Below are 17,217 nucleotides of genomic sequence, written 5' to 3' on the forward strand. Positions count from 1 at the left end.
GGCTCCTGCAGGGTCAGGGCTTGATGAATTGGTCGGTCACAAAGGCCGAATAGTCCGGCAACACTGTCTCGACCTTGCCTTGTTCCTTCAAGAACTTCGCTGTCTCCCCAATCGCCTTCGCCGTGCCGCCTTTGAGCAGTGCGTCGGTCTGCTGCGCCTTGGCGTCCGGGAAGGTGGTACCGGCCAACAGCTCTGGAATGTCGGCGGCGTTTGAACCTGTCAGTTTGGCGATTTTCTGTACCGGCTCGGAGTCCACTGTCCAGGCATCTTTATGGGCCGCGTAGTCGGCGAAAGAGTCCAGCGTGACCTTGGCAAACCTGGCCACTACGTCAGGATGTTTTTGCGCAAAATCCTTGCGTGCTACCCACACCTCAAACGTCGGTGCTCCCCACTGACCCACCTGGGCCGCGTCTGTCAGGGTCTTGCCGGTCTTGCGGATCTCTCCGAGCGCAGGTGACCAGACAAAAGCGCCGTCGATATCACCCCGTTTCCACGCGGCGGCAATTTCGGCGGGTTGCAGGTTCACCACTTTGACTTTCCGGGTGTCCAGCCCCCAATGCTTCAATGCACCGAGCAGGCTGTAATGAGAGGTGGAGACAAAGGGCGTGGCGATGGTCTTGCCGACCAGGTCTTCGGGTTTGTCGATGCCGCTGCCGTTGCGCACCACCAATGCTTCAGAAGTATTGATCTGCGCCGATACGATAAACGCGACGATCGGTAGATTGCGCGATGCAGCTGCGGCGAGGGGGCTGGAACCGAGGTTGCCGATTTGCACATCACCCGAGGCGATCGCGGTGACGACTTCCGGCCCGCTGTTGAATCGGCGCCAGGCAATTTTCTCGCCAATGGCCTTTTCATAGAGGCCATCGGCCTGTGGGACTTTGCTGGGATCGATACCCGTTTGGTAGCCGACGGTTAAATCGGCGGCTTTGACACCAAAAGAAAGTATTAGTGACACAAAAACTGTAACAAATTGACGGGAGGATGTGCCTTTGGCCATGATGGCGTCGCCTTTTTGATCGTGGGTGACGTATGAAACGGTACGGCCACACTAATCGATCTAAAAAAGCGCTAACAAATACCCTTTGGGAATTAGCTTATGGAGCGGCTCGTCTATGCTGACCTGTTCGCGCCATGGAAAGTCTTATTCCCGAATCGTATGAAAAAGAATGAAACAATTCTTTTTGGGTGTATGAAAAACTCATTACCCTGCAGGGACCAAATTAACTGCGATTAGACGAAGGTAGTAGACACACAAGGTTACGATTGACTTGGTAGTCACTATCTGGCGCTAATCGCGCATCTGTGGATCGAGGGCGTCAGACCCGAGACCAAAGAAATACAAAAATTAGAAATGAGAGGAGCGGTACATGAAGAAGTCAACATTGGCGTTGGCCGTGGCTGTAGCTGCGATTGCCCAACAGGCAAACTCCGCCGGTTTCATCGAAGATAGCAAGGCAACACTGGGGCTGCGTAACTTCTACATCAACACCGATAACCGTGACGACGCTACCAAGGCGGCCGGTGCGCAGAGCAAGCAAGAAGAATGGGGTCAAGCCTTCGACCTGCGTTTCATCTCCGGTTATACCCAAGGCACCGTAGGCTTCGGTCTTGACGCTATCGGCCTGCTGGGCGTGCGCCTGGATTCGGGTGGCGGCACCAACGGCGCCACTGCTCGTTCGACTGGCAACGCCGGTTCTTACGGCGGCACGGTTTTCCCGAGCAAGTCCAACGGCGAAGCTGTTGACAACTACTCCAGCCTGGGCCTGACCGCCAAGGCGAAGATCTCTCAAACCGAACTGAAGCTGGGTACTCTGCAACCCAAGCTGCCGGTTATCGTGACCAACGATGGTCGTCTGCTGCCGCAAACCTTCCAGGGCGGCCAGATCACCACAAACGACATCAAAGACCTGACGCTGGTTGCCGGTCAGATCGAGAAGGTCAAGGGTCGTAACTCCAGCAACGTCGAGAACCTTTCTATCGCAGGTGCCAACGGCCGTACAGCCGCTGGCCGTGACAGCAACAAGTTCTACTACGCTGGTGGCGACTACAAAATCACCAAAGACCTGACTGCCCAGTACTACTACGGCAATCTGGATCAGTTCTACAAACAGCACTTCCTGGGCTTGCTGCACAACTGGGCAATCGGTCCTGGCGTGCTGAAAACCGACCTGCGCTATTTCAATAGCCGCGACGATGGCGCCAACGGCCACGACGCGAATTACTACACCACAGGTGACTACGGCACCAACGCCGCCGGTGCGACCATCACCAAAGGTAAGGTCGACAACAACCTGTACAGCGGCTTGTTCCTGTACACCCTGGGTGGTCACACCTTCGGTGGTGGTTACCAGGTCAGTAACGGTAACAGTGACTTCCCTTGGTTGAACCAAGGCGACGGTTCGTCGGCTTACCTGACCACCGACATGCAGATTGCCAAGTTCGCCCGTGCCGGTGAACGTACCTGGCAAGCTCGCTACGCCTACGACTTCGCCAAGGTTGGCGTACCAGGTTTGACCGCCGGTGTGGTCTACCTGCGTGGTGACAATATCGACACCCGCGGTAACGTCGGTTCGACCCGGCCGCAACGTGCTGTCAATGGCGACGGCGGGAACGAGTGGGAACGTGACATCACTGTTGCCTACGTCGTACCAGAAGGTCCGCTGAAGAACGTCGGTGTGGCATGGAAAAACGCCATGTGGCGCAACGACATTCCTGGCCAGCGTAACCAGGACGAAAACCGCCTGATCGTCAGCTACTCGCTGCCACTGTTCTAGTAGCGTGAAGCTGTAGTAAGACTGTAAACCTTGCCCGGCGCTACGCCGGGCAAGGTGTCTTGCGTTTCAAGTCGGGCCAAACCCCCGCAGGCCCTTCCTGAACCCCTCTTTTTACAGCGTCTCAAGGCCTTCTCGAACCTTGAAGCGGATGTTGCTCCTCGCCCGTTGCGGCGTCCAATGAACAGATTTTTAATATTCCTTTATCGTCTAGATAAATCGATATTTATTCTTTTTAAATAATCGTCAATCCATGCACAGTGGGCTCCATAAGCACTCACCAGGAGCCACACCATGAGCCTAAGACTGGGCGATATCGCCCCCGACTTCGAACAGGATTCCAGCGCCGGCAAGATTCGTTTCCACGAATGGCTGGGCGATAGCTGGGGTGTGTTGTTTTCCCACCCGGCGGACTTCACCCCGGTGTGCACCACCGAGCTGGGCTTCACTGCCAAGCTCAAGGATGAGTTCGCCAAGCGCGGCGTCAAGGCCATCGCCCTGTCCGTAGACCCGGTGGACTCGCACCACAAGTGGATCGAGGACATCAACGAAACCCAGAACACCATCGTCAACTTCCCGATCCTGGCGGATGCCGATCGCAAGGTGTCGGACCTTTATGACCTGATCCACCCGAACGCCAGTGACACCCTCACCGTGCGCTCCCTGTTCGTGATCGATCCGAACAAAAAGATTCGCCTGACCATCACCTACCCGGCCAGCACCGGCCGCAACTTCCACGAAATCCTGCGGGTCATCGACTCGTTGCAGCTGACCGACAACCACAAGGTCGCCACCCCCGCCAACTGGCAGGACGGTGATGAAGTGGTGATCGTGCCTTCGCTCAAGGACGAGGAAGAAATCAAGAAGCGCTTTCCGAAGGGTTACCGGGCGGTGAAGCCGTATCTGCGCCTTACCCCTCAGCCTAATCGTTAAGGCTGACACCGCCATCGCCGGCGAGCCGGTTCCTACAGGTGATCGCATTCCATTTGTAGGCGCTGGCTTGCCGGCGATAGCAATAGTTCCGACGACTCACATAGCAAGGGTTTTCAGGCCGTTTCGACGGCCTTTTTTTTCGCCTGGGATTTGATAACTCTCATATGCATTTAAAGAATAAACACATGAAAAAATAAGATTTAAAGATATATAAATCTGCTGATAAGGTCTGTTCCATCTTGGCGCCATCGTCACACAGCGAACCGCCGACACCTGCTCAAGGAATTCCTGCATGTTGGTCGTAACACTTGGAGGCAGTCCCAGCCAGCGTTCCCGCTCCGGGGTCTTGCTGGATAAAACCCGTCAGTGGTTGCAAGACAAAGGGGTGGAAGTGGTGAGTTACCAGATACGGGACTTCCCGGCTGAAGACTTGCTGCACGCGCGCTTCGACAGTCCCAAGGTCATTGACCTGTTGCAGCAAGTGGCTAACGCCGATGGCCTGGTGATCGCCACGCCGGTGTACAAGGCGTCGTTCTCGGGCGCGCTGAAGACCGTGCTCGACCTGCTGCCCGAACGCGCCCTGGCTCACAAGATTGTGCTGCCGATGGCTACCGGCGGCAGCATCGCCCACATGCTGGCGGTGGATTACGCCTTGAAGCCGGTTTTGTCGGCCCTCAAGGCGCAGGAATTGCTTCACGGCATCTTTGCCGAAGACAGCCAGATCGCCTATGGCGAAGGCAGTGCCCAGGCGCAACTGGTGCCTGTGCTCGAACACCGTTTGCACGAGGCCCTGGAGACGCTGTACGGCGCCATGGCCCGTCGCCCGAAACCGCTTGACCCCCATGTGTTGAATGAACGTTTGTTGAGTGCTCGCTGGAGCATCTGAGCCTCAGCCAGCCATTAAGAAGTACTCACCTTACTCAGCCGCCAACGGCCAAGCAGGTGCAGCCAACCCCCTAATCGCACTATTTGGAGAGAGCGCCATGCGCACTGTCATCTTGCGTCGTGGTCTGGTCGCACTGTTTGCTGCGGCTGTGTCCTTCGGCGCCATGGTTCAAGCCCAGGCTGCCGAAACCTTGCGTATCGGTTACCAGAAATACGGCACCCTGGTGCTGCTCAAGGCCAAGGGCACCCTGGAAAAACGCCTGGCCGCCGAGGGCGTGCAGGTGCAGTGGACCGAGTTTCCCGGCGGCCCGCAATTGCTCGAAGGCCTGAACGTCGGCTCGATTGACTTTGGCGTCACGGGCGAAACCCCACCGGTATTCGCCCAGGCGGCCGGTGCCGATCTGGTCTATGTGGCCTATGAGCCTCCAGCGCCGACCAGTGAAGCGATCCTGGTGCCGAAAGATTCGACGATCAAATCGGTGGCCGAGCTCAAGGGCAAGAAAATCGTGCTGAACAAAGGCTCCAACGTGCACTACCTGCTGGTGCGTGCGCTGGAAGATGCCGGCCTCAAATACACCGACGTGCAGACCGTCTTCCTGCCGCCCGCCGATGCGCGTGCCGCGTTCGAGCGTGGCAGTGTCGATGCGTGGGTGATCTGGGACCCCTACCAGGCGGCCGCCGAGAAACAGCTGCAAGCGCGCACCCTGCGTGACGGTACCGGCATCGCCGACAACCATCAGTTCTACCTGGCGACCAAGCCCTACGCCGAAAAACACCCTGGAGTGGTCAAGGCGCTGATTGAAGAAGTGCGCGCCGTGGGCGAATGGTCCAAGGCCAACCCGCAGGAAGTCACTGAACAAGTGGCGCCGCTGCTCGGCCTGCCGGCTGACATCACCCTGACCTCGGTGAAACGCCAAGGCTACGGTGCGCATTTCCTGACGCCGGAGGTGGTGGCGGCCCAACAGAAAATCGCCGACAGCTTCTACCAACTCAAATTGATCCCCAAACCCTTGAACATCAAGGACGTGATCTGGACGCCACCTGCCGCTGTGGCCAAAGCGCCGTAATCCGACTTCTTCAGGAGACAACTCCATGAGCCTCAATATTTTCTGGTTCCTGCCTACCCACGGCGACGGCCATTACCTTGGCACCGCCGAAGGCGCTCGCGCCGTTGATCACGGTTATCTGCAGCAAGTGGCCCAGGCGGCGGACCGCCTCGGGTTCGGTGGGGTGCTGATCCCTACCGGTCGCTCCTGCGAAGATTCGTGGCTGGTGGCGGCTTCGCTGATTCCGGTGACCCAGCGTTTGAAATTCCTTGTCGCACTGCGCCCCGGGATCATTTCCCCGACGGTGGCCGCGCGCCAGGCCGCGACCCTGGATCGCCTGTCCGGTGGCCGTGCACTGTTCAACCTGGTGACGGGCGGTGATCCGGAAGAGTTGGCCGGCGACGGTTTGTTCTTGAGCCATGAAGAGCGCTACCAGGCCTCGGTGGAATTCACGCGGATCTGGCGGCGTGTGCTGGAAGGCGAAACCGTCGATTACGACGGCGAGCACATCAGTGTCAAAGGCGCGAAATTGCTCTACCCGCCGATCCAGCAGCCGCGTCCGCCACTGTACTTCGGCGGCTCCTCCGAAGCGGCCCAGGACCTGGCAGCCGAACAAGTGGAAATGGTGCTGACCTGGGGCGAGCCGCCGGCGGCTGTCGCGGAAAAAATCGCGCAGGTGCGGGCCAAGGCTGCGAAGCTGGGGCGCACCGTGCGCTTCGGTATTCGCCTGCATGTGATCGTGCGTGAAACCAACGAAGAGGCGTGGAAAGCCGCCGACAAACTGATCTCCCACCTGGACGACGACACCATCGCCCGTGCCCAGGCCTCCCTGGCGCGCTTCGATTCCGTCGGCCAGCAACGCATGGCTGCCTTGCATGGCGGCAACCGTGACAACCTGGAAGTCAGTCCCAACCTGTGGGCTGGCGTCGGCCTGGTACGCGGCGGTGCAGGCACCGCGCTGGTGGGCGATGGCCCAACCGTGGCGGAACGCGTGAAGGAATACGCCGCACTGGGCATCGACACCTTTATCTTCTCCGGTTACCCACACCTGGAAGAGTCGTATCGCGTCGCGGAACTGCTGTTTCCCCACCTGGATATCGAACGTCCCGAGCTGCCGAAAAGCGCCGGTTACGTCAGCCCGTTTGGCGAGATGGTCGCCAACGACATCCTTCCCAAAGCTGCGTCACAGAGTTGAGGCGCCGCCATGAACTTTGAAAAATTGAGCCATCGCGTGGCACCGTGGGTGCTACCGATTCTTTTGCTGGCGGTGTGGCAGTTGTCGGTGTCGGCGGGCTGGTTGTCGACGCGCATTCTGCCGGCGCCGAGCGCGGTGATCGAGGCCGGGATCAACCTGGTCCGCAGCGGCGAAATCTGGACGCACCTGGCCATCAGTGGCTGGCGTGCCGGCCTGGGCTTCGTGATCGGCGGCAGTATCGGCCTGGCCCTGGGTTTTATCACTGGCCTGTCGACGTGGGGCGAACGCCTGCTGGACAGCTCGGTGCAGATGATCCGCAACGTGCCGCACCTGGCGCTGATCCCGCTGGTGATCCTGTGGTTCGGCATCGACGAAACCGCGAAGATTTTCCTGGTCGCCCTCGGCACGCTGTTCCCGATCTACCTGAACACTTATCACGGCATCCGCAACGTCGATCCGGCGCTGGTGGAAATGTCGCGCAGCTATGGTTTGTCCGGCTTCAGCCTGTTCCGTCAAGTGATCCTGCCGGGCGCGTTGCCATCGATCCTGGTGGGCGTGCGTTTCGCACTGGGCTTTATGTGGCTGACGCTGATCGTGGCGGAAACCATCTCGGCCAGCTCCGGCATCGGTTATCTGGCGATGAACGCCCGCGAATTCCTGCAAACCGACGTGGTGGTCCTGGCCATTGTCATGTACGCCATCCTCGGCAAGCTCGCCGACCTGGCCGCCCGCGGCCTGGAGCGTGTGTGGCTGCGCTGGCACCCGGCTTACCAAGTGAATAAAGGAGGTGCGGCATGACCGCTCAACAACCTCCACGCCTGTTGAAGGGTATCCCGCTGGCGGTGCGCAAATTGCGCAAGGCCTTTGGTGCGCGGGAAGTGCTCAAGGACATCGACCTGCACATTCCGGCCGGCCAGTTCGTGGCCGTGGTCGGCCGCAGCGGCTGCGGTAAAAGTACTTTGCTGCGCTTGCTTGCCGGCCTGGACAAAGCCAGCGGCGGCGAGCTGCTGGCCGGTTCCGCGCCGCTGAGCGAGGCAATTGAGGACACGCGGTTGATGTTCCAGGAAGCGCGCCTGCTGCCGTGGAAAAAGATCATCGACAACGTTGGCCTGGGCCTCAAGGGCAACTGGCGTCCCAAGGCGCTGGAAGCCCTGGAAGCGGTGGGCCTGGCCGAACGTGCCAATGAATGGCCAGCGGCCTTGTCCGGTGGCCAGAAGCAACGCGTGGCCCTGGCCCGTGCGCTGATCCACCAACCGCGCCTGTTGCTGCTGGATGAGCCGCTGGGCGCGCTGGATGCCCTGACCCGTATCGAGATGCAGCAACTGATCGAGAACCTCTGGCAAAAGCACGGTTTCACCGTGTTGCTGGTGACCCACGATGTCAGCGAAGCGGTGGCGATTGCCGACCGGGTAATCCTGATCGAAGACGGCGAAATCGGTCTCGACCTGATCGTGGACCTGCCGCGCCCACGGGTGCGGGGCTCACATCGCCTGGCCGCGCTGGAAGCCGAAGTATTGAACCGTGTGTTGTCGTTGCCCGGCACGCCGCCGGAACCCGAACCTGTTTCACCGCTGCCTACGCAACTGCGTTGGGCGCAATAAAGCAGCGGCAAGCTTTCAGCTTCACGCTGCAAGGGAAAGCAAAGTGCTTTGACTTGCAGCTGGTAGCTAACAACTTGCAGCTATTTCGACCCCAGGAGAAATCGCATGACTATTAAAGCCATCAACGTTCGTAACCAATTCAAAGGCACCATCAAGGAAATCGTCGAAGGCGACGTGCTGTCGGAAATCGACGTACAGACCGCCTCCGGCATCGTCACTTCGGTGATCACCACGCGCTCGGTCAAAGAGCTGGAGCTGGTGATCGGCAGCGAAGTGATTGCCTTCGTGAAATCCACCGAGGTGTCGATCGCCAAGTTGTGATTGGCGCCCTCGAAATCGCTATCGCAGGCAAGCCAGCTCCCACATTTAACGGCATTCCAACCTAGGAATGCGGTCAATGCGGGAGCGGGTTTGCTGGCGAAAAGGCCGACCCCGCCAACGCAAGACTTATCGTTTGGGCAGGTAGGGCGGCAGGTAAAGGCCCACATAGGCATCGAACACCCGCATGCCTTCCTCGGCCATGCGCGCAGTGATCTGCCCATGCTGATGCACCGAACGTGCGTACACGCGGTCGCTCAGCTCCAGCGCCAGGGCAAACACATCCACGTCCGTGGGCAGTGTCGGCACCTCGAAGTGGCGATTGAATACTTCGAGCATCAAATCCCCCAACTCCAGATCATGCTGGCGGTCCGCCTGGGTCACTTCGGTCAACCCGTGCTGGGCGAGGATCAGCTGACGTGCTGCCGCGTCGTTGCTGTAGATGGTGAGCATGCGTTGCTCGACGATGCAGGACAGGTCACGCCAATGCTGGAGTGACTCATGCTCGATGGGCGCCTGGATGGCCGCCCGGAAAGCTGCGTGGACGTCTGCCGTGAGCGCCTCGAGCAGCGCCGGCACACTCGCAAAAAAGTGATACACCGACGACGGTGGAATCTGCGCACGCTCGGCCACGCTGTAGATCGACAGACTTGCCACGCCTTCGGCGGCCAGCAGGGTGCGGGCGGCATCGAGAATCGCGTCGATCCGTGCCTGGCTGCGGGCGCGGGGTTTGCGAAGGGTGGCGGGGCGGGTGGTCATGGATGTCTCCTACAAGGCAGAGCGCATTGTACGCAGAGCTTAGGGATGATCCATACCTGTGAGGCGACTGTGTAGGTGTGGCAAGTGAGCCTGTTGTGGCATGCAGTCAACCAGGCAGGCAGCAACCAAGCAGACAGGCATACCAAGCGAACAGGCACCAAGCAGACAGGGCAGACCAAGCAGACAGACAGGCACACCCAGTGTGGCGAGCAGGCTTGCCCTGCGTTGGGCTGCGAAGCAGCCCCCTTCAAGCAGAACCCGATGCACCAGGTACACCAAGTCGCCCATTCCAGGACCGCTTCACAGCCCAACGCAGGACAAGCCTGCTCACCACAACCGTCAGACGGTATGCAGGTACCAGTTGTACTCAAGGTCGGAGATGGAGTGTTCGAACTCTTCCAGCTCACTTTCCTTACAGGCGACGAAGATATCGATGTATTTAGGATCGATGTACTTGGCCATCACCTCGCTGTCGTCCAACTCACGCAGTGCATCACGCAGGTTGTTCGGCAGGCTTTGTTCGTTCTGCTCGTAGCTGTTGCCTTCCACCGGTGCGCCAGGTTCGATCTTGTTGGTCAGACCGTGGTGCACGCCTGCCAGGACCGAAGCCATCAGCAGGTAAGGGTTGGCGTCGGCGCCGGCCACGCGGTGCTCGATACGTACGGCGTCGGACGAGCCGGTCGGTACGCGAATCGCCACGGTGCGGTTATCCAGGCCCCAGCACGGCGAGTTCGGCACGTAGAACTGTGCGCCGAAACGACGGTAGGAGTTGACGTTGGGGCACAGGAACGCCATTTGGGCGGGCAGGGTCTCGAGCACACCGCCGATCGCGTGACGCAATGCGGCGTTCTGCTCGGGATCCTCGCTGGCAAAGATATTCTTGCCGTCCTTGTCCAGGATCGAAATGTGTACGTGCAAACCGTTGCCTGCCTGGCCTGGGTAAGGCTTGGCCATGAAGGTGGTGTCCATCTCATGGTCGTAGGCGATGTTCTTGATCAGGCGCTTGAGCAGTACCGCGTAGTCGCAGGCCTTGATCGGGTCGGCCACGTGGTGCAGGTTCACTTCGAACTGTGCCGGGGCACTTTCCTTGACGATGGCGTCGGCCGGGATGCCTTGCTCTTTTGCACCTTCCAGGATGTCCTGGAGGCAGTCGACGTATTCGTCGAGGTCGTCGATCAGGTAGACCTGTGTCGAGTGCGGGCGTTTGCCGGAGATCGGCGAGCGGGGCGGTTGTGGGCGGCCGTTCACGTTCTCCTGGTCGATCAGGTAGAACTCGAGTTCGAAGGCGGCGCAGATGGTCAGACCGAGGTCGTCAAATTTGCTTACAACTTGGCGGAGCACTTCGCGCGGATCGGCGAAGAAAGGTTCACCTTCAAGTTCGTGCATGGTCATCAGCAGTTGCGCGGTAGGGCGCTTTTGCCAGGGTTCATTGCACAGGGTGTCGGGGATCGGATAACAGATTCGGTCAGCATCACCGATGTCCAGGCCCAGGCCGGTGCTTTCCACCGTAGAGCCGTTGATATCCAGGGCAAATAAAGAGGCAGGCAGGTTAATGCCCTTCTCGTAAACCTTGTGGAGGCTGGTGCGTTCGATGCGCTTGCCGCGCACCACACCATTCATATCCGCAATTAGAAGGTCTACGTACAGAACCTCAGGATGATCCTTAAGGAACGCGTTCGCTTCGTTAAGCTGAACGGCACGCGGGGGTACCGACATGATGCAACACCTTTGTTGTTAAAAATATCAATCATTGATCTTTTCTGGTTTCAGTCAACCCGAACGGCATGCCGAAGTCAAGCGAGGCCTTTTTTGCCCTAAAAAAGCGCCGCAAAGGCTTTTTTGGGGCTTTTTGGGGCGGTTTTTTGGGTTTGAAGGGCTTGGGACTCGCAGGCTTGAGCGGGCCGTGTTGTATTTTTTACGGGGGTGTTGTGTAAAAAAATGAACAAGGCTAAGCTCGATTCAAACCCATAACAGCAATAATACCGGGGTGCTTCATGTGTTTCCTGCCGCCACTTGGCGTCTCGGCCTGCTCCACGCAGGCGTTGTCATCCGTTCATTCATCCTGTGTGAACGCCCGCGCCCCGGCCAATATTCTTGACGCCTGGGCGGACCTCTTCTTTGCCCCTTTGCTGCCCTCGAATTTGCCTGTGAACGGTGCCTGCGCCAGGTGCTGCTCATGATTCTGCACGACTTTGGCTTGAGGAATGCAACGCTGCAGCAAATGGCAGGTAAGCTCCTACCCTGAACGAAGAGACGACGCGGATGCTGCGTCAACCAACGCCTGACCTTTTAATGGATGTCAGGAAACCCAGCCCAGAGGCATTTATGAGTAACAACCTCGACCAGCTCACCGATTGGTTGAAAGACCACAAGATCACAGAAGTCGAATGCATGATTGGCGACCTGACGGGGATCACCCGGGGCAAGATCTCGCCGACCAACAAGTTCATCGCCGAAAAAGGCATGCGCCTGCCCGAGAGCGTTCTGTTGCAGACCGTGACCGGCGACTATGTCGAAGACGACATCTATTACGAATTGCTCGACCCGGCCGACATCGACATGATCTGCCGCCCCGACCAGAATGCGGTGTTCCTGGTGCCTTGGGCCATCGAGCCCACCGCCCAGGTGATCCACGATACCTACGACAAGCAAGGCAACCCGATCGAGCTGTCGCCGCGCAACGTGCTCAAGAAAGTCCTCAAGCTCTACGCCGACCGCGGCTGGCAGCCCATCGTGGCGCCGGAGATGGAGTTCTACCTGACCAAGCGCTGCGAAGACCCGGACTTCCCGCTGCAACCGCCGATCGGCCGTTCCGGTCGCCCGGAGACCGGTCGCCAATCCTTCTCTATAGAAGCGGCGAACGAATTCGACCCCTTGTTCGAAGACGTCTACGACTGGTGCGAGCTGCAGGAGCTGGACCTCGACACGCTGATCCACGAGGACGGCACCGCGCAGATGGAAATCAACTTCCGTCACGGCGATGCGCTGTCCCTGGCTGATCAGATCCTGGTGTTCAAGCGCACCATGCGCGAAGCCGCGCTCAAGCACGACGTGGCCGCCACCTTCATGGCCAAGCCGATGACCGGCGAGCCCGGCAGCGCGATGCACCTGCACCAGAGCATCATCGACATCGCCACCGGCAAGAACGTCTTCTCCAATGAAGACGGGACCATGAGCCAGCTGTTCCTCAACCACATTGGCGGCCTGCAGAAATTCATCCCTGAGTTGCTGCCGCTGTTCGCTCCCAACGTGAACTCGTTCCGTCGCTTCCTGCCGGACACCTCGGCGCCGGTGAACGTGGAGTGGGGCGAAGAAAACCGCACCGTCGGCCTGCGTGTGCCGGATGCCGGCCCGCAAAACCGCCGCGTGGAAAACCGCCTGCCGGGCGCCGACGCCAACCCGTACCTGGCGATTGCCGCCAGCCTGCTGTGCGGCTACATCGGCATGGTCGAAGGCCATAACCCGAGTGCGCCGGTGGTGGGCCGTGGTTACGAGCGCCGCAACCTGCGCCTGCCGTTGACCATCGAGGATGCCCTGGAACGCATGGAAAACAGCAAGACCATCGAGAAATACCTGGGTCAAAAATTCATCACAGGCTACGTCGCGGTCAAGCGGGCCGAGCATGAAAACTTCAAGCGCGTGATCAGTTCGTGGGAGCGGGAATTCCTGCTCTTCGCCGTCTGATGCGCCGGGCGCGCCGTGGGAACGGCGCGCCCTCACCTGAAATGTCTAGGAGATTGGTATGTCCAGCAACAACCCGCAAACCCGTGAATGGCAAGCCTTGAGCAGCGATCATCACCTGGCGCCGTTCAGCGACTTCAAGCAATTGAAAGAGAAAGGCCCACGGATCATCACCAAAGCCCACGGCGTTTACCTGTGGGACAGCGAAGGCAACAAGATCCTCGACGGCATGGCCGGCCTGTGGTGCGTCGCGATCGGTTACGGTCGCGATGAACTGGCTGACGCCGCCGCCAAGCAGATGAAAGAACTGCCGTACTACAACCTCTTCTTCCAGACCGCTCACCCGCCGGTGCTGGAGCTGGCCAAGGCCATCTCCGACATCGCCCCCGCCGGCATGAACCACGTGTTCTTCACCGGTTCCGGCTCCGAAGGCAACGACACCATGTTGCGCATGGTTCGCCACTACTGGGCGATCAAGGGCCAGCCGAACAAGAAAACCATCATCTCGCGCAAGAATGGCTATCACGGCTCCACCGTGGCCGGTGCCAGCCTGGGCGGCATGACCTATATGCATGAGCAGGGCGACCTGCCGATCCCGGGCATCACCCACATCGCCCAGCCGTACTGGTTCGGTGAAGGCGGCGACATGAGCCCGGAAGAGTTCGGCGTGTGGGCGGCCAACCAGCTGGAAGAAAAGATTCTGGAGCTGGGCGTGGACAACGTGGGTGCGTTTATTGCCGAGCCGATCCAGGGCGCCGGTGGCGTGATCGTGCCGCCAGCCACTTACTGGCCGCGCATCAAGGAAATCCTCGCCAAGTACGACATCCTGTTTATCGCTGATGAAGTGATCTGCGGTTTCGGCCGTACTGGTGAGTGGTTCGGCAGCGATTTCTATGACCTCAAGCCGCACATGATGACCATCGCCAAGGGCCTGACCTCGGGCTATATCCCGATGGGTGGGCTGATCGTGCGCGACGAAGTGGTCGCGGTGTTGAACGAAGGCGGCGATTTCAACCACGGCTTCACCTATTCCGGTCACCCGGTGGCGGCAGCAGTCGCCCTGGAAAACATCCGCATCATGCGCGATGAACAAATTGTTAAGCGTGTGCATGACGAAACGGCACCCTACTTGCAAAAGCGTTTGAGGGAGCTGGCTGATCACCCGTTGGTGGGTGAAGTTCGCGGTGTCGGCATGCTCGGTGCGATCGAGCTGGTGCAGGACAAGGCGACGCGCAAGCGTTACGAAGGCCGTGGTGTGGGCATGATCTGCCGCACGTTCTGCTTCGAGAATGGCCTGATCATGCGCGCCGTGGGCGACACCATGATCATTTCGCCGCCGCTGGTGATCAGCAAGGCTGAAATCGACGAGCTGGTGACCAAGGCGCGGCAGTGCCTGGACCTGACTTTGGCGGCATTGCAGGGCTAAGTGCTAGGCTCAGTGCGCAGCGGCTTCGGGCGCTGCGTCTGGGTTGTTATAAAAACGGGGCTTTGGTTGAAAGCCGGCCCCGGAACTTGCCAGACTGTCGCCCTGTTTTGTTGCCCTTTCGAAGGGCTGCCAGACACAAGAGCTGTGGCCCAAAAAAGAAAAAATTGGAGCATCACCAAATGAAGGCATTAGGTTTGAAGAACGCTGGCAAGACTCTCCTCGCCTTGTCCCTGATGGGCGCAATGGCGGGCGCGGCCCAGGCAGACGATAAAGTGCTGCACGTCTACAACTGGTCCGACTACATTGCACCGGACACCATCGCCAACTTTGAAAAAGAGTCGGGCATTAAAGTGGTGTACGACGTTTTTGACAGCAACGAGACCCTGGAAGCCAAGTTGCTGGCAGGCAAGTCCGGCTACGACATCGTCGTACCGTCGAACAACTTCCTCGCCAAGCAGATCAAGGCCGGCGTCTACCAGGAGCTGGACAAGTCCAAGCTGTCCAACTACGGCAACCTGAACAAGTCCCTGCTCAAAGCCGTGTCGGTCAGCGACCCGGACAACAAGCATGCCTTCCCGTACATGTGGGGCTCGATCGGCATCGGCTACAACCCGGAGAAGGTCAAGGCTGCGCTCGGCGTCGACAAGATCGATTCCTGGGACGTGCTGATGAAGCCGGAAAACATCGCCAAGCTGAAAAGCTGCGGCGTGAGCTTCCTCGACTCGCCAACCGAAATGCTGCCGGTGGCGCTGCACTATCTGGGCCTGCCGACCGACACCCAGAAGAAAGAAGACCTGAAGAAAGCCGAAGAGCTGTTCCTCAAGCTGCGTCCTTCGATCGGCTACTTCCACTCGTCCAAGTACATTTCGGACCTGGCCAACGGCAACATCTGCGTCGCCGTGGGTTACTCGGGTGACATCCAGCAGGCCAAGTCCCGCGCGGCTGAAGCCGGTGGCAAGGTCAAGGTTGCCTACGACATTCCGAAAGAAGGCGCCGGCAGTTTCTATGACATGGTCGCCATCCCTAAAGATGCCGAGAACGTCGAAGCCGCCTACAAGTTCATGAACTACCTGCTCGAGCCGAAAGTAATGGCGGCGATCACCGACAGCGTACGTTTCCCGAACGGTAACGAGAAAGCCACCGCACTGGTCGACAAAGACATCACCAGCGACCCGGGCATCTACCCGCCAGCGGATGTGCAGGCCAAGCTCTACGCCATTGCAGACTTGCCGGCTGCTACACAGCGTGAAATGACACGCAGCTGGACCAAGATCAAGTCGGGCAAGTAAGCCTTAAAACCTGTGGGAGGGGGCTTGCCCCCGATGGCGTTGTATCAGAAACACCTGTGCAAGCTGACACATCGCCATTGGGGGCTAGTCCCCCTCACACACATTAAATGACAGAAAGTTTTGCCGGATCGGTTTATCGAGGGTAAGTTGCGCGCCGGTTTTGTTGCCGGGCAACAACTTTGGGCCCAACTATTTAAGAGGACCTCCACTTGCCATTTTCTTTATTTCGCAAAGCCTTGCTGGTAGGTGCAGGTATCACGCTGGCTGTCAGCGTGCAGGCCGCACCGACTGTGCATGTTTATAACTGGTCGGACTACATCGGCCCGGACACCCTGGCCAACTTCGAAAAGGCCACCGGTATCAAGCCGGTGTATGACGTGTTTGATTCCAACGAAACCCTGGAAGGCAAGTTGCTCGCCGGGCGTACTGGCTACGACGTGGTAGTGCCGTCCAACCACTTCCTCGGCAAGCAGATCAAGGCCGGGGCGTTCCAGAAACTCGACAAGTCATTGCTGACGAACTATGCCAACCTCGACCCGGTGTTGCTCAAGCGCCTGGAAAAGAACGACCCGGGCAACCAGTACTCCGTACCGTACCTGTGGGGCACCAATGGCATTGGCTACAACGTCGATAAAGTGAAGGAAGTGCTGGGCGTCGACCATATCGATTCCTGGGCCGTGCTGTTCGAACCGGAAAACATGAAGAAGCTGGCGACCTGCGGTGTGTCGTTCATGGACTCGGCGGATGAAATGCTGCCGGCGGTGCTCAACTACATGGGCCTGAACCCCAACAGCACCAACCCCGAGGACTACAAGAAGGCCGAAGAGAAGCTGCTGAAAGTGCGGCCCTACGTGACCTACTTCCATTCTTCCAAATACATCTCGGACCTGGCCAACGGCAACATCTGCGTGGCAGCCGGCTTCTCCGGTGATGTGTTCCAGGCCAAGGCGCGTGCGGCCGAGGCGGGCAAAGGCGTGAACATCGCCTACGCGATTCCGAAAGAAGGCGGCAACCTGTGGTTTGACGTGCTGGCGATCCCCAAGGATGCGACCAACGTCAAAGAGGCCCACGCCTTTATCAACTATTTGCTGCAACCTGAGGTGATCGCCCAGGTCAGTGATTACGTCGGTTACGCCAACCCTAACCCGGGGTCGGACAAACTGATGAAGCAATCGATACGCACCGACGAAGCGGTTTACCCACCGCAGGCGGTTCTCGACCGGACATTCGTCAACTTCGAGCTACCCCCGAAAGTGCAACGTTTAATGACCCGTAGCTGGACCAAGGTCAAGACGGGCAAGTAAGGCTTA

General features: G+C 58.9%; 15 protein-coding genes. 12 read left to right on the forward strand and 3 right to left on the reverse strand.

The features are described from left to right. Positions 1-13 precede the first annotated feature (13 nt). Complete coding sequence (gene tauA, locus C9990_RS01210) at positions 14-1,000, reverse strand: taurine ABC transporter substrate-binding protein (RefSeq protein ID WP_065902310.1); 987 nt, start codon at positions 998-1,000, stop codon at positions 14-16. A gap of 370 nt (positions 1,001-1,370) precedes the next feature. Between tauA and C9990_RS01215 the strand changes: the two genes are divergently transcribed. The 8 genes from C9990_RS01215 to C9990_RS01250 all read left to right on the forward strand — a co-directional run bounded on the left by C9990_RS01215 (position 1,371) and on the right by C9990_RS01250 (position 8,755). Beyond that, positions 1,371-2,777: an OprD family porin gene (locus C9990_RS01215; RefSeq protein WP_106802346.1), complete on the forward strand. Its 1,407-nt coding sequence runs from the start codon at positions 1,371-1,373 to the stop codon at positions 2,775-2,777. Between the two features lie 291 nt (positions 2,778-3,068). Next, positions 3,069-3,707 carry a peroxiredoxin gene (locus C9990_RS01220; protein ID WP_003213910.1) on the forward strand — a complete coding sequence of 213 codons (639 nt, stop codon included), beginning with the start codon at positions 3,069-3,071 and terminating at the stop codon, positions 3,705-3,707. 292 nt (positions 3,708-3,999) lie between these two features. Next, a complete protein-coding gene (gene ssuE / locus C9990_RS01225; protein WP_015886424.1) occupies positions 4,000-4,593 on the forward strand; it encodes an NADPH-dependent FMN reductase in 594 nt (197 codons plus the stop codon). Positions 4,594-4,690: 97 nt separating this feature from the next. After that, positions 4,691-5,659 carry a sulfonate ABC transporter substrate-binding protein gene (locus C9990_RS01230; RefSeq protein WP_106802347.1) on the forward strand — a complete coding sequence of 323 codons (969 nt, stop codon included), beginning with the start codon at positions 4,691-4,693 and terminating at the stop codon, positions 5,657-5,659. A gap of 25 nt (positions 5,660-5,684) precedes the next feature. Beyond that, on the forward strand, positions 5,685-6,833 hold the full coding sequence (gene ssuD / locus C9990_RS01235) for an FMNH2-dependent alkanesulfonate monooxygenase (RefSeq protein ID WP_065902304.1): 1,149 nt from the start codon (positions 5,685-5,687) through the stop codon (positions 6,831-6,833). Positions 6,834-6,842: 9 nt separating this feature from the next. Further along, on the forward strand, positions 6,843-7,631 hold the full coding sequence (gene ssuC / locus C9990_RS01240) for an aliphatic sulfonate ABC transporter permease SsuC (protein WP_065902302.1): 789 nt from the start codon (positions 6,843-6,845) through the stop codon (positions 7,629-7,631). Beyond that, positions 7,628-8,434 (forward strand): aliphatic sulfonates ABC transporter ATP-binding protein, encoded by an 807-nt coding sequence (gene ssuB / locus C9990_RS01245; protein ID WP_065902300.1) that lies wholly within the window; start codon positions 7,628-7,630, stop codon positions 8,432-8,434. The genes ssuC and ssuB overlap by 4 nt, the downstream gene beginning before the upstream one ends. A 105-nt stretch (positions 8,435-8,539) precedes the next feature. Further along, positions 8,540-8,755 (forward strand): molybdopterin-binding protein, encoded by a 216-nt coding sequence (locus C9990_RS01250; protein ID WP_003213899.1) that lies wholly within the window; start codon positions 8,540-8,542, stop codon positions 8,753-8,755. 126 nt (positions 8,756-8,881) lie between these two features. Here the strand turns inward: C9990_RS01250 and C9990_RS01255 are convergent, their stop codons facing one another. Together C9990_RS01255 and C9990_RS01260 are read right to left on the reverse strand one after the other, a co-directional pair. After that, positions 8,882-9,511 (reverse strand): TetR/AcrR family transcriptional regulator, encoded by a 630-nt coding sequence (locus C9990_RS01255; protein WP_106802348.1) that lies wholly within the window; start codon positions 9,509-9,511, stop codon positions 8,882-8,884. Between the two features lie 339 nt (positions 9,512-9,850). After that, the gene (locus C9990_RS01260; protein ID WP_003213894.1) at positions 9,851-11,227 is read right to left on the reverse strand and encodes a glutamine synthetase family protein; all 1,377 of its coding nucleotides are present in this window, start codon (positions 11,225-11,227) and stop codon (positions 9,851-9,853) included. A 609-nt stretch (positions 11,228-11,836) separates the two neighbouring features. Here C9990_RS01260 and C9990_RS01265 point away from each other — a divergent pair. The 4 genes from C9990_RS01265 (at position 11,837) to C9990_RS01280 (ending at position 17,211) form a co-directional block, all read left to right on the forward strand. After that, entirely contained in the window at positions 11,837-13,195 is a 1,359-nt protein-coding gene (locus C9990_RS01265; protein ID WP_065902296.1) for a glutamine synthetase family protein, read from the forward strand. A gap of 58 nt (positions 13,196-13,253) precedes the next feature. Beyond that, positions 13,254-14,618 (forward strand): aspartate aminotransferase family protein, encoded by a 1,365-nt coding sequence (locus C9990_RS01270; protein ID WP_065902292.1) that lies wholly within the window; start codon positions 13,254-13,256, stop codon positions 14,616-14,618. Between the two features lie 194 nt (positions 14,619-14,812). Continuing rightward, a complete protein-coding gene (locus tag C9990_RS01275) occupies positions 14,813-15,907 on the forward strand; it encodes a polyamine ABC transporter substrate-binding protein (protein ID WP_065902887.1) in 1,095 nt (364 codons plus the stop codon). Between the two features lie 209 nt (positions 15,908-16,116). Continuing rightward, on the forward strand, positions 16,117-17,211 hold the full coding sequence (locus tag C9990_RS01280; protein WP_106802349.1) for a polyamine ABC transporter substrate-binding protein: 1,095 nt from the start codon (positions 16,117-16,119) through the stop codon (positions 17,209-17,211). Positions 17,212-17,217: the final 6 nt, after the last annotated feature.

The organism is Pseudomonas sp. S5D5, from assembly GCF_003013355.1.
Taxonomy (GTDB): Bacteria; Pseudomonadota; Gammaproteobacteria; order Pseudomonadales; family Pseudomonadaceae; genus Aquipseudomonas; species Aquipseudomonas aylmerensis.